The 22586-nt window shown below is 50.9% G+C and carries 23 protein-coding genes; 11 read left to right on the top strand and 12 right to left on the bottom strand.

What is annotated here, in order from left to right; genetic code table 11:
- The 3 genes from ACQY6F_RS07955 to ACQY6F_RS07945 are packed head-to-tail and all read right to left on the bottom strand — an operon-like array spanning position 1 to position 2364.
- Positions 1-474 carry a DUF4381 domain-containing protein gene (locus ACQY6F_RS07955; protein ID WP_428773477.1) on the bottom strand — a complete coding sequence of 158 codons (474 nt, stop codon included), beginning with the start codon at positions 472-474 and terminating at the stop codon, positions 1-3.
- Positions 475-480: 6 nt separating this feature from the next.
- On the bottom strand, positions 481-1401 hold the full coding sequence (locus ACQY6F_RS07950) for a DUF58 domain-containing protein (RefSeq protein ID WP_428773476.1): 921 nt from the start codon (positions 1399-1401) through the stop codon (positions 481-483).
- 6 nt (positions 1402-1407) lie between these two features.
- A complete protein-coding gene (locus ACQY6F_RS07945; RefSeq protein WP_428773474.1) occupies positions 1408-2364 on the bottom strand; it encodes an AAA family ATPase in 957 nt (318 codons plus the stop codon).
- A 308-nt stretch (positions 2365-2672) separates the two neighbouring features.
- On the opposite strand from ACQY6F_RS07945, the gene ACQY6F_RS07940 reads away from it, so the two are divergent.
- On the top strand, positions 2673-2873 hold the full coding sequence (locus ACQY6F_RS07940; RefSeq protein ID WP_428773472.1) for a restriction endonuclease subunit S: 201 nt from the start codon (positions 2673-2675) through the stop codon (positions 2871-2873).
- Between the two features lie 125 nt (positions 2874-2998).
- Here the strand turns inward: ACQY6F_RS07940 and pyrC are convergent, their stop codons facing one another.
- On the bottom strand, positions 2999-4027 hold the full coding sequence (pyrC, locus tag ACQY6F_RS07935) for a dihydroorotase (protein WP_428773470.1): 1029 nt from the start codon (positions 4025-4027) through the stop codon (positions 2999-3001).
- Positions 4028-4229: 202 nt separating this feature from the next.
- Here pyrC and ACQY6F_RS07930 point away from each other — a divergent pair, with 202 nt between their 5' ends.
- Positions 4230-6050 carry an MOSC N-terminal beta barrel domain-containing protein gene (locus ACQY6F_RS07930; protein WP_428773469.1) on the top strand — a complete coding sequence of 607 codons (1821 nt, stop codon included), beginning with the start codon at positions 4230-4232 and terminating at the stop codon, positions 6048-6050.
- Between the two features lie 80 nt (positions 6051-6130).
- On the opposite strand, the gene ACQY6F_RS07925 is transcribed toward ACQY6F_RS07930, so the two are convergent.
- Positions 6131-7027, bottom strand: a complete 897-nt coding sequence (locus ACQY6F_RS07925) for a DMT family transporter (RefSeq protein ID WP_428773468.1) — start codon at positions 7025-7027, stop codon at positions 6131-6133.
- Positions 7028-7126: 99 nt separating this feature from the next.
- Here ACQY6F_RS07925 and ACQY6F_RS07920 point away from each other — a divergent pair, with 99 nt between their 5' ends.
- Positions 7127-7915 (top strand): AraC family transcriptional regulator, encoded by a 789-nt coding sequence (locus ACQY6F_RS07920; protein ID WP_428773466.1) that lies wholly within the window; start codon positions 7127-7129, stop codon positions 7913-7915.
- On the opposite strand, the gene ACQY6F_RS07915 is transcribed toward ACQY6F_RS07920, so the two are convergent.
- Positions 7910-8821, bottom strand: a complete 912-nt coding sequence (locus tag ACQY6F_RS07915; protein ID WP_428773465.1) for a M14 family metallopeptidase — start codon at positions 8819-8821, stop codon at positions 7910-7912. The genes ACQY6F_RS07920 and ACQY6F_RS07915 overlap by 6 nt on opposite strands.
- 164 nt (positions 8822-8985) lie before the next feature.
- On the opposite strand from ACQY6F_RS07915, the gene ACQY6F_RS07910 reads away from it, so the two are divergent.
- Entirely contained in the window at positions 8986-9894 is a 909-nt protein-coding gene (locus ACQY6F_RS07910) for a DUF808 domain-containing protein (RefSeq protein ID WP_428773464.1), read from the top strand.
- Positions 9895-9915: 21 nt separating this feature from the next.
- Here ACQY6F_RS07910 and ACQY6F_RS07905 read toward each other — a convergent pair whose 3' ends face one another.
- A complete protein-coding gene (locus ACQY6F_RS07905) occupies positions 9916-10566 on the bottom strand; it encodes a DsbA family oxidoreductase (protein WP_428773463.1) in 651 nt (216 codons plus the stop codon).
- Positions 10567-10781: 215 nt separating this feature from the next.
- Here ACQY6F_RS07905 and ACQY6F_RS07900 point away from each other — a divergent pair, with 215 nt between their 5' ends.
- Positions 10782-12152 carry an alpha-amylase family protein gene (locus ACQY6F_RS07900; RefSeq protein ID WP_428773461.1) on the top strand — a complete coding sequence of 457 codons (1371 nt, stop codon included), beginning with the start codon at positions 10782-10784 and terminating at the stop codon, positions 12150-12152.
- A gap of 24 nt (positions 12153-12176) precedes the next feature.
- On the opposite strand, the gene ACQY6F_RS07895 is transcribed toward ACQY6F_RS07900, so the two are convergent.
- Positions 12177-12815: an AraC family transcriptional regulator gene (locus tag ACQY6F_RS07895; protein WP_428773460.1), complete on the bottom strand. Its 639-nt coding sequence runs from the start codon at positions 12813-12815 to the stop codon at positions 12177-12179.
- 158 nt (positions 12816-12973) lie between these two features.
- Between ACQY6F_RS07895 and ACQY6F_RS07890 the strand changes: the two genes are divergently transcribed.
- The gene (locus tag ACQY6F_RS07890) at positions 12974-14077 is read left to right on the top strand and encodes a 1-acyl-sn-glycerol-3-phosphate acyltransferase (RefSeq protein ID WP_428773458.1); all 1104 of its coding nucleotides are present in this window, start codon (positions 12974-12976) and stop codon (positions 14075-14077) included.
- 93 nt (positions 14078-14170) lie between these two features.
- On the opposite strand, the gene ACQY6F_RS07885 is transcribed toward ACQY6F_RS07890, so the two are convergent.
- Together ACQY6F_RS07885 and ACQY6F_RS07880 are read right to left on the bottom strand one after the other, a co-directional pair.
- Positions 14171-14767: a hypothetical protein gene (locus tag ACQY6F_RS07885; RefSeq protein WP_428773456.1), complete on the bottom strand. Its 597-nt coding sequence runs from the start codon at positions 14765-14767 to the stop codon at positions 14171-14173.
- Positions 14768-14949: 182 nt separating this feature from the next.
- A complete protein-coding gene (locus ACQY6F_RS07880) occupies positions 14950-15249 on the bottom strand; it encodes a YfcZ/YiiS family protein (protein WP_428773455.1) in 300 nt (99 codons plus the stop codon).
- 498 nt (positions 15250-15747) lie between these two features.
- Here ACQY6F_RS07880 and ACQY6F_RS07875 point away from each other — a divergent pair, with 498 nt between their 5' ends.
- The 5 genes from ACQY6F_RS07875 to ACQY6F_RS07855 all read left to right on the top strand — a co-directional run bounded on the left by ACQY6F_RS07875 (position 15748) and on the right by ACQY6F_RS07855 (position 20632).
- Positions 15748-16209, top strand: coding sequence for a TetR/AcrR family transcriptional regulator (locus ACQY6F_RS07875; protein WP_428773453.1), 462 nt, complete (start codon positions 15748-15750; stop codon positions 16207-16209).
- Positions 16210-16359: 150 nt separating this feature from the next.
- On the top strand, positions 16360-17364 hold the full coding sequence (locus ACQY6F_RS07870; protein ID WP_428773452.1) for a response regulator: 1005 nt from the start codon (positions 16360-16362) through the stop codon (positions 17362-17364).
- Positions 17364-17810, top strand: coding sequence for a PAS domain-containing protein (locus ACQY6F_RS07865; RefSeq protein WP_428773450.1), 447 nt, complete (start codon positions 17364-17366; stop codon positions 17808-17810). Before ACQY6F_RS07870 ends, ACQY6F_RS07865 begins: the two co-directional genes overlap by 1 nt.
- Before the next feature lie 42 nt (positions 17811-17852).
- The gene (locus ACQY6F_RS07860) at positions 17853-19310 is read left to right on the top strand and encodes an NAD(P)H-hydrate dehydratase (protein WP_428773448.1); all 1458 of its coding nucleotides are present in this window, start codon (positions 17853-17855) and stop codon (positions 19308-19310) included.
- Between the two features lie 278 nt (positions 19311-19588).
- Positions 19589-20632, top strand: coding sequence for a GMP reductase (locus tag ACQY6F_RS07855; protein ID WP_428773447.1), 1044 nt, complete (start codon positions 19589-19591; stop codon positions 20630-20632).
- Positions 20633-20798: 166 nt separating this feature from the next.
- Here ACQY6F_RS07855 and ACQY6F_RS07850 read toward each other — a convergent pair whose 3' ends face one another.
- Complete coding sequence (locus tag ACQY6F_RS07850; RefSeq protein ID WP_428773446.1) at positions 20799-21620, bottom strand: TniQ family protein; 822 nt, start codon at positions 21618-21620, stop codon at positions 20799-20801.
- A gap of 444 nt (positions 21621-22064) precedes the next feature.
- Positions 22065-22586 (bottom strand): PhzF family phenazine biosynthesis protein (locus ACQY6F_RS07845; RefSeq protein ID WP_428773445.1); only part of this gene is annotated, 522 nt, incomplete at its 5' end.

Here is a 22586-nt window from a genome sequence, read left to right as displayed (position 1 = left end):
TCAACGTCTCCCTTTTTTCGGTGGCAGGTTTTCTTCAACCCACTGGTAGCAGTGCTCCACCAGTTCTTCAGCATTATCTATTTCGCCACGCTGATAAAGTGCCTGTTGCCACAGTTCATAATTATTGACAAAGACTTCCCTGCCCCATTGACGGTCCAAAAACTGATACCACTGTTCCCCGGTTAGCAGAGCAATATCTTCTCTGGGGTAGTAACAGAGCGCGGCTTGTCTGACTAACTCGATCGCGGCGGACGGTTTTACCCGGCCATGGCCAGGTTTCAGCAGGCGCAAAGCGGTTTTTTTCGGTGCCAGGCGTTTTTTGTTTCTTCGAATCAAGAACATGACCAGGGCCAGTGTCAGGAGAATGGCGCCAAGTGTTGCCCACCAGCCCCAGGCCACAGGAAACCATTCCGGCAGATTCGGGACTTGTATATCTTTTAGCGGCAACAGAGAGTCAGTTGTTGATTCCTTCATTCAGTATTATCCAATTAATTGTTTTAGTAATGGTTGATTGCTAGACAGCGACATGTAGCTGCTGGCAACCGATCGTGCAAGAGATTGTATTTGTTCTTGTTTACTCTGAAAACTATCAGCAAGCCGCTGACGTGTGATCTTAGAGGAAAAATCGAGCCAAATGGTACGCTGTAAGTCAGAAACTTGCTCAATTCCGCGAAAACGGGTTTCGCCATGCTCCAATGGATCACTCAATTGCACAAATCTCAGGTAGTTATGTTGCCGAAGCTGACGAATCGCCGGGTGCAGGTCTGCTTCCAGGCGGACGAAATCGCTCAGCAAAATGATTTCGCTGCCTTTCGGGCACAGCCGATGCAGCGCTTGGATTGCGGGTGCCATGCTTCCCGCTTGGGGCCGGGCATCCGATGCGATTACCCGGTTGTGCTCGTTGATCAGTGCCTGGAGGACGTGCAGCGCTCCCCGTTGCCGTCCTGCGGGTTTTAGGTCAATTAACCGGTCACCGTTGTCGATGACCGCACCAATGCGATCGCCTTTGGCAACGGATAGCCAGCAGATCAGGCTGGCCATATGGGCCAACTGAACCGATTTCAGCAACAGGCTGGAGCCAAAGAACATACTCTGGGTGAGATCCAGATAAAGGATCACTGGCGTCTCTTTTTCCTCGCTGAACAGCTTGGTATGAGGCTTTCCGGTGCGGGCGGTGACCCGCCAATCAATACTGCGGATGTCGTCACCAGGCTGGTATTGGCGCACTTCGGAAAAATCCATCCCGCGCCCCAGTTTGCTACTTTGGTGAATGCCCTGGCTTAGCGACCAAACGCTGCGCGCAGGCGGTAACCAATGGATCGCCTGAGCTTTGTACAGGAGCAGCTCATCCAGAGTCAGATGAATGCCGTCACTGTGTTCCGGTAAGGCTGGCTTGGTCATAGCTTATCAGGCACTACCGACCAGGCTGAGCAGACGGTCAATCACCTGGTTGGCGGTAATCCCTTCTGCCTGGGCGGGGTAAGTGAGCAGCAGACGGTGACGCAGCACCGGGTAAGCCATTGCCTGTACGTCCAGTGGCGAAACATAATCGCGACCGTCCAGCCAGGCATGGGCCCGGGCGCAGCGGTCGAGTGCAATACTGGCCCGGGGGCTGACCCCCATTTCCAGCCAGCTGGCCAGCTTGGTGTCGTACTCGTCGGGTTGGCGCGTGGCCATGACCAGCCGAATAATATACTGCTCGACGGTTTCGGCCATATGCACGTCCAGTACGCTGCGTCTGGCGGCAAAAATGTCCTCCTGGCTCAGGTGGGGCAGGTCAGAAGGCGTTTCGCCTTTGACTTCTCCTCGGTTCAGACGCAGGATTGCCAGCTCGCTTTCGGCGTCCGGATAATTGACGTTTAGATGGAGCAGGAAGCGGTCCAACTGCGCTTCAGGCAGCGGATAGGTTCCTTCCTGTTCAATCGGGTTTTGCGTGGCCATGACCAGAAACAGGTCGGGTAAATGGTAAGTGGTACGTCCTGCGGTGATCTGTTTCTCAGCCATTGCTTCCAGCATCGCCGCCTGGACTTTGGCCGGTGCGCGGTTAATTTCATCGGCCAGGATCAGCTCGTTAAAAATAGGCCCCGGTTGAAAATAGAACTCTGCCGTTTCCGGACGGAAAATATCGGTCCCGGTCAAGTCTGCCGGCAGCAGATCCGGGGTAAACTGGATCCGGTGAAACTCCCCTTCAATACAGTCGGATAATGTTTTCACTGCGCGGGTTTTTGCCAGCCCTGGTGGACCTTCTACCAGAATATGACCATCGGCCAACAAGGCGATTAACAATTGTTTGACCAGTTCAGGCTGGCCGATGATCTGGCCGTTGAGGTGTTGTTGCAGTTGATGCAGTGCTGTTAGGTTCATCAATACCACTCTCCGAACTTTTTCTTATTAGTTGGACATCGTCAAAATTAGTTCCATATTTTTTATACAAACCAAACGCTTGGTGAGTTTTTCACCAGCTGGCTCAGCGCTGCTTGCAGCAGACCGCTACGCTAGCACGATACCGGTTGAAAGCCAGTAACAAACCGGGACTGCATAATATGATGTGATAGACATCACCTATTCCGAGCGATGCACTACTACCAGATATGCATCTGGTGACTTGCTAGAAGTTTGCCGCCGAACTGGTTACACTTGAGCCAGTATTTTGTATTTGGGTAAGTGTAAGTATGAGTGATTTTGAAAAAGAGCTGGAGTTAATGTCTGAAGAAGCAGAGCAGCAGCCAGAAGTGGCTTTGCCTTCGTTGGAAGACCAACAAGCCATCGCCGCAGAACTGAAAAAGCTGGAAGCTGAAGGTAAATTGACGCCGGAAATTCTGGAACATTATTTCGGCCAGTTTTATGCCAAAACAGATGCGCCGATCCATTAACAATGTGGGTCGATAATTGGTGAAAAAAGTAACCAGTTAAACATCACCAGACAAACAAAAAAGCGCCACTGAAATAGTGGCGCTTTTTTATCTGCTATATCAAACAGCCGATGTGCGGCGTTGGATTATTTCACTTGCCAACCGATCGTTTCATTGGCTTTGATCGGCACCACGATATCCTGGCCAAATGGCATGCTAGCAGGTACCGTCCACTCCTGTTTGACCAGTGTGACGCTGTCGCGGTTGCGCGGCAAACCGTAAAAATCGGGACCGTTATGGCTGGCAAATGCTTCCAGCTGGTCCAGTTTACCCTCTTGTTCAAACACTTCCGCATACAGTTCCAATGCCGCATGAGCGGTATAAGACCCGGCGCAGCCGCAAGCGGACTCCTTTTGGTCCTTGGCATGTGGCGCTGAATCGGTACCCAGGAAGAATTTTTTACTGCCGCTGGTGGCGGCTTCAATTAATGCCTGCTGGTGGGTATTGCGTTTCAAAATTGGCAGGCAGTAGAAGTGTGGTTTGATGCCACCAACCAACATATGATTTCGGTTATACATCAAATGGTGGGCGGTAATGGTGGCTGCGACGTTGTCGCCGGCCTGGCGGACAAATTCGGCGGCATCGGCGGTGGTGATGTGTTCCAGCACCACTTTCAATTCAGGGAAGTCACGTACAATTGGCGCCAGTACATTGTCCAGAAAAGCTTTTTCACGGTCGAAAATATCCACGTCGTTGGTGGTTACTTCGCCATGAACCAGCAGCAGCATGCCTTCTTGTTGCATCGCTTGCAGTACCGGGTAAATTTTCTCCGCCGAGGTTACGCCGGAATCAGAATTGGTGGTGGCCCCTGCAGGGTACAGCTTGGCGGCAACGATTTTACCGGAGGCTTTCGCCTTCTTAATTTCTTCAACACTGGTGTTGTCGGTCAGATACAGCGACATCAGTGGCTCAAACTGCGCCGCAGGCTTTGCTGCCATGATGCGTTCGCGGTAAGCCAGTGCTAACTCAGTGGTAGTAACGGGCGGGACCGTATTAGGCATAATCAGCGCGCGGCCATTGTAACGGCTGATATCACGCACGGTATCCGTCAGTACGTCGCCATCGCGTAAGTGAACATGCCAGTCATCCGGACGCGTGATCGTAAGTGTTGTCATTGAGTACTCCCACCTTGAGTTAGTTAACCGAAACCGCCTGACCGGCAGCGCTGCGGGCCACGCAAACGCTTGCTTTCAGGCGACTGGATGATAGAGGAAATAGCCTGATATTTCACCCCCTTTTTCAGACATTAACGCGGTTAGCCAATGTAAGCGGATTAGTTTATGATCTGCTAAGTTGTTCATATGCAAGGAAGAGAGCATGTCAGGGTCTAACGTGTCGCAAATTAACGTCTATCCGGTGAAATCCGTTGCCGGTATTTCACTCTCTACGGCGTGGGTAGAAAAGCAGGGGCTGAGTTTTGACCGTCGCTTTATGCTGGCCACCGCAAAAGGCGGCATGGTGACCGCACGCAAGTATCCGCAGATGGTCACGATCCGTTCATGCCTGCTGGCTGACGGAGTGCGGTTTTCAGCCCCTGGCCAGCCTTCGCTGACGGTAAAATACGCCGATCTGGAACGAAAGCCAGCTCCGGCTCAGGTCTGGAACGACAAATTCAGTGCCTTAACCACCACGGCAGAGGCCAATGACTGGTTCAGTGCTATTCTCAATTTTCCGGTGCAATTACTCTACTGCGGCGAACAGTCTCAGCGGGTGAGGGAAAAGTTTGGTCACAACGTCAGTTTCGCTGACGGCTACCCACTGCTGTTGATCAGTGAAGCCTCTCTGGCTGAGCTGAACCGGCGCAGTCCGGAGCAACATTCGATGGATCAGTTCCGCACCAACCTGGTCGTGTCCGGTGACGAGCCGTTTATCGAGGACAGCTGGAAGCGCATCCGCATCGGTGAAGTGGAGTTTGAGCTGGTCAAACCGTGCGAGCGATGCATTCTGACGACGGTGGATGTGCAGCAGGGTCAGTTCCGTGCCAGCCAGGAGCCGCTAGCCACCTTATCCCTGTTTCGCGCCAATGAGCGGGGCGGGGTATTTTTCGGCCAGAATCTGGTTGCCCTCAACGAGGGAATGATTCATCGCGGTGCCCCTGTTGAAGTTATTGAATATAAAGACAAAGAGTTTTACGCCGACAATTCACCGCTCAAACAGACCCTGACCTGCGTTGAGCGTGAAGAGATTGCGCGGGATTTTGTTACCTTCTGGTTAGAACCCTGTCACGGTGAGATCCCACATTACTTGCCTGGACAGCATCTGCCGATAGAAGTGGAAATAGATGGCAAAGTAGCAAGCCGCTATTACTCGCTCTCATCCAGCCCATCTCGCCCGGGACGGCTGGCTATCTCGGTGAAACGGTTGTCGGCTGGCAAAGTGTCCAACTGGTTGCTGGACCATTTTCAGGTTGGTGACGTGCTCTCCAGTCAGACTCCGGATGGCCATTTCCACATCGGAGCGCACCAGCACCAGCCGTTGCTGTTGCTTTCAGCGGGCAGTGGCGTCACACCGATGTTGTCGATGCTCCGGTATCTGGCAGATCACCAGCAACTGCAGGATGTGATTTTTTATCATCAGTGCCGCAGCCGGGAAGACATTCCCTACCGTCAGGAGCTGGAGCAATTGCATCAGCAACATCCGGGTCTGGAGGTGATCATTGCGCTGTCTAATTCCGATGACCAGTGGCAGGGACAAAAAGGTCGGCTGTCGCTTTCCCATCTTAAACAGCTGCCCAACCTGACTCAGCGGCAGGTATTCGTCTGTGGCCCAGACGGGTTTATGGCTAAAGCCCGCAACCTGATGAGTAAAATGGGTCTGGCAGACTCGCAGTATCATCAGGAATCGTTTGGCGTTGCCACTGCGGTCAACGAGCCGGAAAAATCAGTGCAACTGAGTATTGATGGTCGCCAAATCGAAGGTAACAATCAGCAGACATTGCTGGAGCAGGCCGAGGACGCCGGACTGGAGATAATCCACAGCTGTCGGGCGGGTCTGTGCGGTACCTGCAAGGTGCGGGTTGAGCAGGGGGATGTTCATCAACCGGACGTGCCAGGATTAAAAGCCGACGAGCGTAAGCAAGGTGTAGTGCTGGCCTGCTGCTGCATACCGAGAACCGATCTGGAAGTAGTTAGCCTGTAAGCTTCGCTTTAGGTGAGCAAAACCCGGTCAACAGTTAAAACTAAGTCCCGCCTGAGCGGGACTTAGTTTTTAATGGTTTATTAACTGCTTAACTGCGACACCCGGCTGTTTGCTGGTCGCCTGACTTTGATTTGAGCCAGGCTGACCCCAGCCAGTACCAGCGCACCGCCCAGCAGGTGGTAATCATGCAGGGTCTCATCCAGCAGCAGCACGGCCAGCGTAACGGTGATCACCGGCAGCAGGTTCATAAACATTGCACTGGAGTCCGCTCCCAGGCGGGCAATTGATTTTACCCACAGCAGCGGCGCAACAATCGAAGCCGCAATAGCCGCATAGGCTATCAGCGGCAGCGCCTGTTGTGACGGCAGCAGTTGCTCACTGCTCAGCCAGAGTGGCGTCAGCATTAACACCGCGAGCATGCCCTGCATATAGATAAAACTGGCGTTATCAAACGGTACCGTCCAGCGCTTAAGCAGCACACAATAAGCGGCGTAACTCAGTGCTGATAGCAACATCATTGCATCGCCGGGGCTGACGGCCCTGCGGGTGAAGAACAGCACGTCACCGGCACCCAGCATATACGCCAGACCGAGTAACGACAGCAGTGCTCCGCCAACACTCAGCAGCGACAACCGCTTGCCCAGCAAAGGTACGCTCAGCAGCACGCTCATCAAAGGCACCAGCGAAGTGATCAAGGCCATGTTCGAGGCGGTAGTGGTCAGTCCGGCGTAATAACCGAGTGACTGATTCAGTACCATTCCCAGCAAGCTCAGCAGGGCAATTTTACCCAGGTAAGGGCGTATACTGGCCCAGCGCCGAATAACCCTGGGCAAACAAAACGGGGTGAATATCAGCATCGCCACAAACCAGCGGTAAAAACTCATCGCGCTCGGCTCTATGGCAGTGGATGCCAGTTTATTGACGATGGTGTTGCCGCCCCAGAGAAAGACTGTCACTATCGGCAGTAGATAAATCATGTGAACCCCATCGCGTTTTGTGTGATGGATTCTAGTGTGACAGGTCGTTATGATTACAAGTATCGTTAATCAGACATTCAGCGTTGCAGGAAGACAAGTTTGAGAAAGCAGGCCCGCCATATCCATCCGTCGCTGTCGATAGACACCGCGCCGTCCGATGTCTTTATGAACTTTGAGGCATTTTTGTCCAACACTGAAACGCGAACCCACAGCCACGCGTGGGGACAGGTGCAGTTGATCAGCGGTGGGATTCTGGAAATGGAAGCCGAAGGAACCCGCTTTCTGGCCCCGCCGCACCTGGCGATCTGGGTGCCAGCTGGCGTGCGCCACTGCAGTTATAACCGCAAGCCGATCTCTTACTGCTCGCTCAATATTGCCCAACAACTGACCGCGGCCTTTCCGGACCATACCAGTCTGATCAAGGTGACGCCCATCGTGTCGGCCATTGTGGAAGATTTCCGTCGCCGCGGGATCAATGTGGCCCAGTCAGAGCAGGACAGACGCCTGGTGCAGGTGCTGCTGGATCAGCTGGCCACCCGGGACACCCAGCACCACTTTTTACCCTCTACTGATAACAAATATCTGGCGGTGATACTGGCGGCGGTGGAAGAAAATCCCACTGACAATACTTCGCTGAACGAGTGGGCAGAGCGGGTGCATACTACCGAGCGGACTCTGGCCAGACACTGCCAGACAGAATTAGGTATGAGTTTCACCGAGTGGCGACTGCGCGTGCGCTACCTGTATTCAATGGATCTGCTGAGAAATGGTCACTCGGTTAAAGAGGTGGCGTTAACTCTGGGCTACAATCAGGCCAGTCCGTTTATCGCCATGTTTAAAAAATACTCCGGGCAAACCCCGGAGCAGTATAAGAACAAGCTGTTATAGCTGACTCAGCACATAGTCCAGTCCGCCGATGATGGCCGCTACCTGGGCCTGATTGCACTCCTCGTCGGTTACTTTCGGGCTGTCCGGGTACACTTCAGTAGTGGTGCCAAACTGGCAGTCGGTCATTCCGCCACACAGCCCCAGCTGTTTCATCGGGTAGTTGATCACCCCGTCCTGCACCACCGGTGAACCGATAATCTCACCTTTTTCATCCGCCGGGGCAATGTGAGTCACCCTGCGCACCGAAGCGATCACAGCAGTCTGGAAATCAGCGACAGGATTTTCGCTGTCCCCCACAGTGTAAAAACCATCCGGAATGGTGCCGGGCTCAAATGGCACGCCGTCACGCGCGGCCAGAGCCGGGCGGAACTCGCTTTCATCACTGTCTGTGGTTTCGTGCAGATCAAAATGCACCAGCACCGGTTGGGGCAATTCGGCCACCATCGCCATCAGTTGCGCGGCTTCCTCGGACGGTGTGTCGGCGTAAAACGAACGGTTTGGATCAACCGCGTTGGGATTCCAGCGGTTTATGATTTCGTACCCCCACGGGCTGACGCAGGGAGCAATCACGAAATTGAAATGCTGACTGTACTGTTCAGCGTGCTGCTTGGCAAAAGCCAGGGCTCCGTGCACACCACTGGTTTCGTAGCCGTGTACGCCGCCGGTAATCAATACTGTGGGCTTATCATCCTGCCATTGCGGGCTTTTCAGACAGTAGAGGGGAAAGCGTTCAGGATCGTAAGAGAGTGCTCCATACTGACTGATGGTGAAGCGATCACCAAGTGATTGAATTTTGGTAACGACTTGCTCTTGGTAACTACGTTGAATCTGACGGCTTTCGCGCCAGGCTAAGCGCTCTTTTTCGCCCCAAGGCTGGCCGGGCTGGCCAATAGGATAACGACTCATCTCAGTCCTTTTATTATCGTGATGGTTAGCGGCTCAGCTTAATCGGACTCGCCCGGCAGTTCAATCTTGGTCGCGGGACATTCTGATCAGGCGGGATTGCTGTTCTTCGGTTATTATTGGTGTTACAAAGGCTTACAACGAATTAGTGCAAGGGCAGGCTTATTATGGCTGGAGCGAGTTTACTCACCTTATTGGATGATATTGCCACTATCCTGGATGACGTGGCTGTGATGTCCAAGGTGGCCGCAAAAAAAACCGCCGGGGTACTGGGGGATGATCTGGCCTTAAACGCCCAGCAGGTATCCGGTGTGGCGGCAGAACGGGAGTTGCCGGTGGTTTGGGCGGTGGCGAAAGGTTCATTTCGCAACAAATTGATCCTGGTGCCGGGTGCTTTGCTGATCAGTGCCTTTATTCCGTGGCTGATTGTTCCGCTGTTGCTGGTTGGCGGCCTGTTTCTCTGTTTTGAAGGGGCAGAAAAGGTGCTGGAAAAGCTATTGTATACCGATGAGGAAGAAGACAAACAGCAGTCGCTGACGCAACTGACGATGCCGGAGTATGAAGCCAAGAAAATAGCCGGGGCGATACGGACCGATTTTATTCTGTCGGCCGAAATCATCGTTATTGCGCTCGGTACGGTACAGGGACAGTCAACCACCACCCAGATCATCGTGGTCAGCCTGATTGCGGTGCTGATGACGATTGGCGTCTATGGCCTGGTGGCGGCGATTGTGAAACTGGATGACATCGGCTTTTACCTTGAAGAGCGGGCCCGCCAGCGGCAAACCGAATCAAATCTGGGACGTGCGCTGATCAATTTTGCTCCCAAGCTGATGAAAGGGCTGACATTGGTGGGGACGGCAGCGATGTTTTTGGTTGGCGGGGGCATCGTAGTTCACAATGTGGCAGCAGTACATCATTTGATTGAACCAGTGCTGGATGCCACAGCCGGGCACAGTCTGCTTCAGTCTGTGGCTGCTATCTTAATCAACGGTCTGATTGGTTTAGTCGCCGGATTGCTGGTGCTCGGTGTATTGCACGCCGGACAAAAGTTGTGGGCCGGGTTTCTGCGCTAAGCTTCCCGGTTTCGCAAAGGCTTACTTGGCATCCATATCGACCATCTGTCGCAGCGCGTTGGTGAGCACATCAACGGTCTGCGCTCCGGAAATCAAATGCTTGCGATTGATGATGATGGCCGGTACGGCATTGATCCCGGCATCCAGCCACTGCTGCTCGGTTGAGGCGACGGCATCTGTCCAGTTGGTATCGTCAATCACCAGTTGAGCATGAGTGCGATTTAGTCCGACCTTATCGGCAATATCCAACAGCACCTGATCATCGCTGATATCCTTGCCCTCGGTAAAGTAGGCTTTAAATAACGCCATATTCAGTGCCAGCTGCAATCCCAGCGTTGAAGACCACATCAGTAGCTGGTGGGCATGACGGGTATTGTAGATGCGCATCTGATCGTGAAAGTTGAACTGGAAGTTCACTTCTTTGCCGAGCTGAGTGATGGAATCCCGCGCTGCGGCGCTGGCCTGAACACTGGTGCCATACTTTTCCGCCAGATGTTCACGCAGGTTTTGCCCCTCAGCCCCGATGGCGGGATTGAGCTCAAACGGGTGCCACTGGATGATCGCATTGACCTGACCATCCAGCTGGTCCAGCGCTTGTTCCAGGCGTTTATAACCTATAATACACCACGGGCATACCACGTCGGAGACGATGTCGATTCGAATGTTGATCATCAGGCACCTGTTATAAATCATAGTCTTTCTAACAGTATAGCTTGCCTGTCCGTCATCACCGGTTCATACCTTCTTAATCCAGATCCGACCTCTCTACGCCCCAAAGCTACTACAGGGAGAAAGGTCAACAGGGGGGAATGATTCTTAACAGCAGTTTCTATAATAAGCAAAGTCGGGGGCTTCCCCCATTGCCATAATGGAATAGGAAAAGCAGTATGACGCATTCAAATCACACTGACGTCATTCTACATACGTTTGACTGGCCTTATGCGATGATCGCAGAGCGGGCGGGTGAAATTCATCAGGCGGGCTACAAATCGGTGCTGGTATCACCACCGATGAAATCTCTCAAGCGCAATCAGGGCACCCAGTGGTGGCAGCGCTATCAGCCTCAGGATTATCGGATTATCGATAATCAGTTAGGTGATACTCAGGATTTCAAGCAGATGCTGGCTCAGCTGGCCCTGTACGATATTAGTGTTTATGCCGATGTGGTGTTTAATCACATGGCCAACGAATCATCGAGCCGCAGCGATCTGAATTATCCCAGCGCCGATGATCTGCAGCAGTACCGCCATGATAAAGAGTACTACCAGTCTATCCGTTTATTCGGTGATCTGAGTAAGCCGCTGTTTACCGAGCAGGATTTTGTCGAGGCGTTTGGTATACAGGACTGGCAAGATAAGTGGCAGGTCCAGAATGGCCGCATTACCGGTGGTCAGGCTGATCCCGGTTTACCGACATTGCGGGATAATGACCATGTCGTGGCCGCGCAGCGCGCTTATCTGACCGCGCTAAAAAAACTCGGGGTGAAAGGCTTCCGAATTGACGCCGCCAAGCACATGACCCTGGAACACCTGAAAAAAGTCTGGAGTGATGACATCACTCGGGATGTGCATATTTTTGGTGAAATCATCACCGATGGTGGCTCGAGCAAAGCCGAGTACGAGCTATTCCTGCAACCTTACCTGGAAAACACCGAGCTCGGCGCCTATGACTTTCCGCTGTTTCAGACCCTGTTTGATGCCCTGCAGCCGCAAGGCAGCCTGAAAACACTGGTTGACCCATACTGCTTCGGTCAGGCGCTGTCGCATCAGCGGGCGATCACTTTTGCCATCACCCATGATATTCCGAACAATGATGTGTTCCGCGATCTGGTTATGGACGAAGCGTTGGAATGGCTGGCTTACAGCTATATTCTCGGTCGCGATGGTGGTGTGCCTTTGATCTATACCGACTTAGACACCAGTGGTATCCAGGATCAGAAGAAGCAGCCGCGTTGGTTAAGCAGTTGGCGCGATCCTCGAATGACGGCACGGCTGGAATTTCATAACCGAATGCACGGTTTGGCGATGAAGACCATCGAAGCGGGCGACGATCTGCTGGTGCTGGGCCGTTACGAGGCTGAAACTGAAACGCTGCTAGGGGTGGTGGTAATCAACAAATCCCAGCGCGAACAGACGGTTGAATTGCTACTGACTCAGCCAGTGGTTGATCTGATTTCCGGCCAGCGTTACCGGCCCAAGGACGAACAAGTCACTCTGTCGGTAGCTGGCCTGTCCAGTTTGATGCTGGTGAATGGCTAGTGTGCGCTAAGTGGTATTTGGTAATTAGCCGAGTATCAGCTGCTTTAGTAGCTGATACTCTTGTTGCTGGCCATTGAACAGGGCGGCGATAACGTCAGACTCGCGCTGGCCGGACTGCATGCGTTTGATGGCCTCGCGCATGGTCAATACCAGCAGCTGCTCGCGGTTAAGTGAGTCATCACTCTGGCCTGCAGACCAGCGATTAATTACCTTGGTCAAATGGCTCTGCGCCAGTGCCGGAGTAAACTGACTGACCTCAGCCTGCAGTACTTTCAGCAGATCATGTTGGTAACTTGGCGTTTGCGTGCAGATGCCTGGCTGGTTTTGGCTGTCACTGCCCGCGAGCGAAGCAAGTTTATCCATTAAAGCCAGGCTCAGTGTGTCCAGTTCAACAAAACCGGCCTGATGGGGAAGTGGGGTACTCACTCTGGATGAGATCTCAACCGTTTGCATTTTGCTGCCCGGAAATCGGGTCACCGAGCAGAGACAGTCAAACGGAATCCACACAGCCTGCCCCGGCTCAACTGCATATTCGGTTTTTCCCAACCGAAACAACATCATACCCTCCATAACCCGGATCAAAGAGTACTTAAATACCCGTTTCCGCGGCGAGATAGACAGATAGGGAAAAACGTTAACTTGATGCTGGATCGCGTAATGCATGCTGGACCTCATCGATTTAAGGTCGCTAAGGGTACCTTTTCTGTGGTAAAAAGCCAATTTACAATGTGGTCTGACCTGCTGAAATGTTGAGTGTGCATAATGCGCTGAACTTCGAGTATGCGTAGAATAGGCCAGCTTTTATTTTGATGTAGTGAACAATGACTTCGAACAACGACCCTTATAAAGAAATACGTCCGTACAACGACGATGAAATTCCGGCCGCCCTTAACCGTTTGATCCACGATGAAGAGTTCATCAATGCGATCCTGCAATATCGCTTCTCCAACCATGCCGGTTGGTTTAAAGCCTTGATGGCCCCTTTGGTACGTGTTTACCTGAAATATAAGTGGTCCAAACTGAATTCAGTGAACGCCATTCAGGCCGAAGTGAAGAAGTACCTTGAATCGGCACTGGAAGCCACAACCGATGGCGTAAGCTACTCCGGGTTGGATAAGCTTGATAAAGCTACTGCTTACCTGTTTGTTTCCAACCACCGCGATATCGCGATGGATCCCGCGTTGGTCAATTATGGCTTGTTTGAAAGCCAACACCAGACGGTGCGTATCGCCATCGGTGACAACCTGTTGAAAAAGCCTTGCGCCACTGAGTTAATGAAGCTCAATAAGAGTTTTATCGTTAAGCGCTCAGTCAAAGCCCCACGCGAGATGATGAAATCACTCGGTACCTTATCCGGCTATATCAAGCACTCTCTGGATGAAGGTCATTCGATCTGGATTGCCCAGAAAGAGGGGCGGGCGAAAGACGGCAACGATTTCACCGATCCGGCCATCTTGAAAATGTTTCACGTCGAAGGGCGCAGACAGAAAATCGCTTTTCCTGACTACATCAAGTCTTTGAAAATTGTTCCGGTGGCGATCTCTTACGAGAACGACCCGTGTGATCTGGCTAAAGCGAAAGAACTGTACGAAAAAGCTACTCACGGTTGTTACGAAAAGAGCGAGTTTGAAGACATTGATAGCATCATCCAGGGGATAGTTGGTGAAAAAGGTCGTGTTCACGTCGCGTTTGGTGATGTGATCGAACAGGATTTTGAAACCCCTGAACAACTGGCAGCTGAAATTGATCGTCAGATCCACGCAAACTATAAGCTGTTCCCAATTAATCGACTGGCGGCGGGTGAGACTGCCGATATCGATCAGAAGGTGAAAGCCAAGCTAGATGCCAAGCTTTCCGCGCTACCTGATGGGGCTCAGGAGTATCTGCTGGCCAGCTACGCCAATCCGGTTAGAAATCATCCGTAAGCGAATCCCGCTGATGGACGTAAAAAAGGATGCTGGTGGGCATCCTTTTTTAATATATAAGTCACATCAATAAGTTAACGGCAAGTTTGGTGGTTAGCGGGCAACCGCACCACCTAAAGTCAGATTAGTCGGCCATTTCGAAATCGCATTGCCGCCGAGAAAAATATTGCCGTTGACTGTCATGGTGTCTGGAAACTGGTGGATGTTCGAGCCGCCGATAAACAGATCGCCTTCCACCACAATCCCTTCCGGTAACTCTGCGAGCGGCGTTCGTACTACGCTCAAGTCACCGCTCACTCTGAACTGAGGCGGCAGGCTGGCAATCTGGGTATCGGTCAGGTTGATGTAGCCGCCTACTTTAATTCCGGCTGGCCACTGGCCTATTGGTGCACCGAGTAAATTGGCGAAGCCTTTGATCTTGGTACCACGCGGAATAATAGTGAGCTGGCTATTGGAAGCGTCCAAACTGCCTTGCACATCCAGCCCATTGGGTAGTCTTGTGATCGGAGTTTTAGCCATATTCAGGTTGCCTTTGACGACTAAGCTGTCTGGCAACGATGTATATGGCTTATTGCGTAGGTCAAGGTTGCCGTAGTTGTCCAGGTGGTTGAGGATCTTATACTGATCCAACGGTTGAGCCTGGCTGATGGCGGAAAATAGCGTGAGAACAATCAGTAGGTTTTTTATCATTCGGGTATACCTGATGGTTTTCAACAGTATCAATCTGGTCGTGAGTCAGGTCAATTTAATTGCCAGATGGTCGCCGCGAAGATCACATAAGAACGGGTTCACAAAAGAAATGGGATACAAAAGCGAGCCTAATCGCTCGCTTTGTTTCGACTGATAAATACCGATGCCGACTGGCTAAACGGTTAGCGGACCAGTGAACGGGTTTTCAGTTCAAAGATCATTTTTTCAGCGCTGACTTCGAATTTAAAACGGCCTTTAAGTTCCGTGCTGTCCGGGTTTACGGGAGTCACTTCATATTGAACTTCACTGCTGACTTGCTTGGCCAGCTCGACATATTTATCGAACTCTTGCTGCAGTAGTTCACCGTTAGGCGCGAACACCGTGACTTCTGCCACGTCATCACCTTCTTTGATGATAAACCCCATTTCTCCGGCGAATCCACACGCTTCGCACACCACATCTTCTAACTTATTTTGGTCCATCTTACGTCCCCTTAATTAACTTCATTTAGTGTAACTGTTAGATAAATTAGTATCCATAAAAAAGCTGGGTGTAATCACACTTCTATAGCGTCTATTGTACCATTTGTTATCGTATGATATGCCATTTGATGCTTTTACTGACTTAATGAATGCTATCCCGTATATTTATGTGTGATATAGTTCAAACAATTCAGTCAACAAATGTCATTCTTTTGTAGTAGTTGACTCCGCTATGTTGCTTGCCGGTGTGATTTATACCATTATCGGAAGCCTTATTAGACCAAGATAAGCGGCGAGTCATTCATCATCTGCGTGATGGATTGTTAAGTGTTGTGTCATGTTTGAGACAAGTTCTTTAGCGAGACACTCTAGAAAGGTGTAATTCGTCAGCGAATTGTATCATAACGGCTCGTTTACTAACTTGGCCCCGACATGAATGATTCTCGGACGACTCAATTTTATTGAGTGAGACGGACTTAGATTTAGAAGAGCTTCAACATGCCAAAGCGTAGTAAAGAAGATACTGAAATTACCATTCAGACCATTATGGATGCCGTTGTAGACCAGTTGCTTCGCCTCGGGTATGACAAAATGTCCTACACCACATTGAGCCAGCAAACCGGTATTTCACGAACTGGCATTAGCCACCACTTCCCCAAGAAAACAGACTTTACGTCTGCGTTAGATGAACGTATTTACAATATGTTCGTTGAGCACTTGGATTTTGACAACGAATTAAGCGGTTTTGCGTCAAGTTGGGAAAAAGCCCTCGCGAATAGTGAGTTTCTAGCGATTCTGCGTTTGCTTTTTCACCATATTGTCACTTCCGCCCGCGCGCACGATCTGTCGATCAAATCGATAGAACGCCTGTACTCTATTACTCGACAGCAGTTTGGTCACACCAGTGACAAAGAGCTGGAGTGGTTGATTGGCCGTTCATTGATTCAGATGACCAAATAACACCGCATCGCAAAGCCTTCCATCGGAAGGCTTTATTTTTGTCTTTAGTTAGCCTTATCGTTCAATTTGTCAATAACTTACAGGCAGTTTTGGAATTAATCCTGTACACTATACGGATATTCCTTGTTCACCCGCTTGCTAGGTTGCGCTATGTCTAATTCTATTCTGATCTGTGATGATTCCTCCTTAGCCCGCAAGCAGTTGGCGCGTTCATTGCCCTCAACATTGAATGTGGATATCCAGTTTGCCGAGCATGGCAATCAGGCGCTGGAAAGGTTTGCTCAGCAGCCGTTTGACCTGTTGTTTCTGGATTTAACCATGCCTGAGCTGGATGGCTACGGTACTCTGGAACAAATGGCGAAGCGTGGCATCAACACTCCTGTCATCGTGGTTTCCGGTGATGTTCAGCCTCAGGCAAAGCAGAAGGTGATGGCGCTGGGTGCCAAGGCGTTTATCCAGAAACCGATCGATCAGACTCAGCTCAATCAGCTGTTAAATACCTTTCTGCCCCGGCAGTCGCAATCTGACTTAGCGGATTCAACAGCAGCCAGCCTGCCAGAGGTGAAACGACGCGACATCTATTTGGAAGTGGCCAACATATCTATCGGCCGGGCAGCTGATGCACTCGCCCGTCACTTTGATGTGTTCGTTAACCTGCCGTTGCCAAATGTGAATATCTTGGAACTGGGTGAATTGCATATGGCGCTGCGCGATTTGGTCGATAATGAGCGCGTGTCCGGTGTTTGTCAGGGCTTTAACGGTGAAGGGATTGCCGGTGAAGCACTAGTATTACTGAGTGACAGCAGTGTCGCAGACCTGAACCGGTTAATGAAACTGCCAGCCGATAGCGAACCGTTAGATGAGTCCGAACTGCTGCTGGATGTGGCCAATATCCTGGTTGGAGCCTTTCTCAATGGCTTAGGCGAGCAGGCGGAAGTGCGGTTTTTCCAAAGCCCACCAGTCCTGCTTGGTCAACATATTGCGGTTGAGTCGGTGCTAGAGTCCACCAAAGGCAGTTTTGCCAAAATGATGACCTTTGAAGTCAGCTACACTATAGCGGACAGTTCGATTCGGTGTGATTTACTGCTGATGCTGGTTGATGAGTCTCTGCCGTTGCTGGACAGCAAGCTGAGCTATTTGATGGAGGACTTGTAATGCTGAATCTTCCCGCCGAATTTGACCATTTCCACTGGATGGTCGACATGGTTCAAAACGTTGATCTCGGCTTGATCGTGGTTGATCGTCAGTACCAGGTGCAAGTCTGGAACGGATTTATGACTCACCATAGCGGTATTCAGGCCAGCCAGGCTATCGGCCAGTCACTTTTCGAGCTGTTTCCTGAAATTCCACCCGCCTGGTTTACGATGAAAACCAAACCGGTTTTCGACCTGGGTTGTCGCAGCTTCATTAACTGGCAGCAAAAGCCTTACCTGTTTCACTGTCGCAATGTGCGGCCAGTGACGCAACAGGCCGAATTTATGTATCAGAATATCACCCTCAACCCGATGAGAACGCCGTCCGGCGAAGTTAACTCTCTGTTTCTGTCGGTTCAGGATGTCACTGCAGAGGCGTTAATCTCGCTTAAAATGTCGGAAAATTAGTGCTTTAATTACTGTTAGCCTTCAGTCTGAACGGAAACAGCTATGACCGCCTATTACTTTTATACTGCCCAGCAAGTTAAACAGGGTGAACTTGTTGCCGCCGCCGATTCGGGCGTCACCATGTATAGCCTGATGGAACGGGCTGGGCAGGCCGTGTTTCACCAGCTTAGTCGTTATCCCACTGCGCGCAGGTTACTGGTCTGCTGTGGTGGCGGTAATAATGGTGGCGACGGTTATATTGTTGCAGCGCTGGCGCTCAAATCCGGTTATCAGGTAACGCTTTGGCACCAGGGCAGCCTTGATAATGTCAAGGGGGATGCGAAAACCGCCATGCAGGCCTATCTGGATCTGGGCGGAACGATACAGTCACCGGAAGCACAAGTAATCGAGCAGGACATTATTGTCGACGGCTTGCTCGGAACCGGTCTGGCTGGTGAGGTGCGGCCTGATATGGTGCGGTTGATTGAAACCCTCAACCAGTCACGGTTGCCGGTGATCGCAATTGATGTCCCTTCGGGGCTGTGTGCAGATACCGGCAGTAACCTGGGCGCTGTGGTTGCTGCGGATCACACTGTCAGTTTCATTGGCCTCAAGCAAGGCCTGGTGACGGGACAGGCACGTCAGTTTGTCGGCCAGCTGCATTTTGACGGCTTGGGCGTCTGTGAGGCGTTCAACAAACACAACCAGGCGCCAGTCATCAGTTTAACCAAGCTGGAGCGTTATGCCGTCAGCCGCAATCGAGTGAGCCACAAAGGCAGTCATGGCCGGGCGCTGTTGATTGGTGGCGGCAGTGGCATGGGCGGGGCGTTGATGCTGGCCTCCGAAGCATGTTTGCGCACCGGAGCGGGGCTGACTGCTGCCTTAACTCATCCGGAAAATTGCTCCCCCCTGTTGGCCCGCACACCCGAAGTTATGGTGGCATCCTGGGCCAATACACCGCTGGTGAAGCAAAGATTTAACTGGGCTAATGCCATTGGCATCGGCCCGGGGTTGGGGCAGTCCGAAACGGCCCAGCAGCTCTACCAACAAGTTTCAGACAGCGATATTTACAAGGTGTTTGACGCCGATGCTTTAATCATGCTGGCAAACAAACCCAATGTTGACCAGAAACGCGTGATCACCCCACACCCCGGTGAAGCCGCCCGGTTACTGAACTGCAGTGCAGCCGAGGTGGAGGCTGATCGTTATCTCGCAACCAGAGAGTTGCAAGCCAAATTTGGCGGGGTCGTGGTACTCAAAGGAGCCGGAACAATCGTCTGCGATGGCAAGCAAAGTTACGTGTGTCTGGCCGGAAATCCCGGCATGGCAAGCGGTGGAATGGGTGATGTGCTGACCGGGGTAATAACCTCCCTTATCGCCCAGGGATTACCGCTCAGTCAGGCAGCGCAATGGGGCACACTACTGCACAGCCAGGCGGCTGATCTTGCAGCAGAATCGGGAGAAAAGGGATTAATTGCCAGCGATCTGGCGCAACCGTTACGTAGGCTGTTAAATGAGTAGATTACCAAACGAACAGACAGATTCGTTAATCCATTGATTTAATTAACATGATGAATTTAAAGGATTTATAGGATTAAGCCTGATACCGCTCTGTGACAAAGTGTAAGTTTTATTAAAAACAGGCTTGCCAGAACTGATTCACTGCCTATAATGCTGAAAACCGGAGCGTCTGCCAACGCTCCGGTTTTTTTGTGTCCGATAAACAGCCAACTCGTCTGCCAACGGGTTGACTACGCTGTAACAGTGACACTTACCACATCAGATTAAGGAAAATGCACATGCGTATCGAACAAGAACTCAAGTTAGGTTTTAAAGACGTTCTGTTTCGACCTAAGCGGTCAACGCTGAAAAGCCGCTCTCAAGTAAATTTAACCCGCGAGTTTACATTCAAACACAGTGGCCGTCAATGGTCAGGCGTGCCGGTAATCGCTGCCAATATGGACTCAGTCGGTAGCTTTGACATGGCGACAGCCCTGGCGGAACACGGCGTACTTACCGCCGTACACAAACACTACAACGTGCAGCAGTGGGCAGAGTTCGTAACCAATGCTAAAGCGGATACTCTGCAACACGTGATGGTTTCCACCGGTACCTCTCCCGATGATTTCCAGAAAACCATCGATATTATGGCGATGAGCGATGAACTGATATTTATCTGCATCGATATCGCCAACGGTTACTCTGAACACCTGGTGGACTATGTCCAACAAGTTCGCCAGCAATTCCCGGATAAAGTGATCACAGCCGGTAACGTTGTGACCGGCGATATGGTGGAAGAGCTTATCCTGGCCGGTGCTGATATCGTTAAAGTGGGTATTGGCCCAGGCTCTGTGTGTACCACCCGGGTAAAAACCGGTGTGGGCTATCCTCAGCTTTCTGCCATCATTGAATGTGCGGATGCTGCCCACGGCCTGGGTGGCCGGATTGTCGGTGATGGCGGCTGTACCTGTGCCGGTGACGTTGCCAAAGCATTTGGCGGCGGCGCTGATTTTGTCATGCTGGGAGGCATGCTGGCTGGCCATGAAGAAGCTGGCGGTGAGCTAGTAGAACAAGATGGCCAGATGTACATGAAGTTCTATGGTATGTCTTCCAAGAGCGCGATGGACAAACACGCCGGTGGTGTGGCCAAGTACCGTGCTGCCGAAGGTAAAACGGTATTGATACCTTTCCGTGGCAGTGTTCACTACACCATTGAAGATATCCTGGGTGGCGTACGTTCAACCTGCACCTACGTAGGCGCGTCAGCCCTGCGTGAGCTCACCAAGCGCACGACATTCATCCGGGTGCTCGAGCAGGAAAACAACGTTTTCGGTAAAGAGTAAAGCTCGCTGGTTTGGGACATATTTTCAGTAGTCATCTACGGTAAATGTCCCAACCATAATTTTATGACCATTTCATCCCCCCTTCTACTCATCAAGTGCCTACTAGCCTAGCGCAAGCGTTTTTGTTTCCCGCTAGAAACCTAACCAAATCTCGGGGCAAGAATATTCACCGATACACAAGTGTAAAGATGAAGAAGTCGTCCAAATTAAAATCAATGGTTTGGTTTGTGGTCTTATGGATTGACCCAGGCCAGGTGTTCCAGAAATCGACAAACTTTAGGGCATTGAATTCAGTAGAAGATACTTGCTTCCACCAATGCACCAATCCCCATCGGTAACTTTGGGGTAGGTCAGGGAGAGGAAGGGATGGTACTCCCTTTAACCAAGATGAAACCAACTTGGCATTGGACTCCACGTTGTCTTTTTCAGACAAAATAGGCTGGCCACAATCGGCGCAAGTACCTTTAAGCCCTGAAATGAGATAGTCATAGGGGGCTCCGCAGAGACACTTTGCGACCAACGCTACTTTATGCTCATGGCAAACAGTATAGCCTTCCAGCTGCCATAGGTATGAGGCATAACCTTTTTCTTGCAGGCACAAAGGACATATGGGCACTAAAGTGCTTCGCAATAGTGATCGAGGGAAAATTTCCGCTCCACGAATAAGTGCACTGGTACCAGGAGAATACTTCACTGAACTGCGATTAACGGCTAATTGCATTAGTTCTGCCGGCTCATTAAAAGTCATCTGGCTTAACTTCTGTAGAGCCTCAGTGCGTGAACGGGAATTGTTCTTGGATGAGCAGGGATTTATACGGCCAATTTCGGTTGGAAAAGATTGAAAACCATCATAGTCAATATCTAGAAGGAAGCTTTTGATAGCCATTAAAAAGCGGTGTACGTCGTCATAACCATTCTTGTTCGCCACTCGTATCACAAAGCTTTCCAGTGACTCGTCTTCATATGGTGTTGGCCTCTGTAACAACATACATTTGTCCGTAAAAATGACCTTCTCTAACTCTAGTCATTGAGGATTAGCCTTGTTGAACAATGTCGGTTTAATGTGATGTATTCCAAGATTTACAGTGCAGCGGTAGTTTGAATTCAGATACCAAAAATGAGTTAACACTATGTCAATTTGCTTACGAAGTACTAGTCAATCAGTCGGCTTCAGAAACAATTCTCTGCAATTAAGTTTTGAATAGTACGGCGAGGCAGGCTTTGTGTAACACAGAAATGCCCCAAAACAATTTAGAGTAAACATTCCTCCCATTCTAACACCACGACTTGCTGTCTAGAAAAGTTAAACGAGACTCAACTTGATGCGTTCTCAAATCAAGGATGTTCATCGCTACGATTCAGGGGGAGAGGGCTGCGCTTAAAATAATTAGCGTTATTAAACAAATAAAAATGGCCCAACACGACTTGAGTACTACGCTCTTGTTGACATGGGAAGCGCCGAAATATATTGATTCCAGGTCTCGCTAAGTTGTAGGTCATCGGTGTGAGATAAGCTTACTGTCATCTTCTTCGTTCCTTCTAACGATGCTTGACCTCCGACTCTAACCCGATGAATGATATTTTGTTCAGAGTCAATGGTAACTTTAATCAAAGACAAGGCACCCATTGCGCGTCCTTGCTCTAAAGAGAACGTTAAGCTATCAGTGATACCATGCTTAACAAGATAACAACCTAAAGCCCCACTCGCACTGCCTGTAGCAGACTCCTCATTTATGCCATACAGCGGTGCAAAATTTCGGCATTGAGCAACGGTTGACTTCTCATTACAGAGTTCAAATACGTGGAAGCCGATAGTATTGAACTCTTGGCTTAGCTTAGATATCGCAGCAAAATTAGGCGTTAGGCTATCTAAACACCCATCTACTAAAGGAACGAAGACATCTGGTAGACCTGTCGAGATGATTTCAATGGGCAATCCCGTATTCGTAATAGC

This window comes from Vibrio sp. (assembly GCF_050299255.1).
Taxonomy (GTDB): Bacteria; Pseudomonadota; Gammaproteobacteria; order Enterobacterales; family Vibrionaceae; genus Vibrio.
This window is presented reverse-complemented; position numbering and strand designations above follow the sequence as displayed.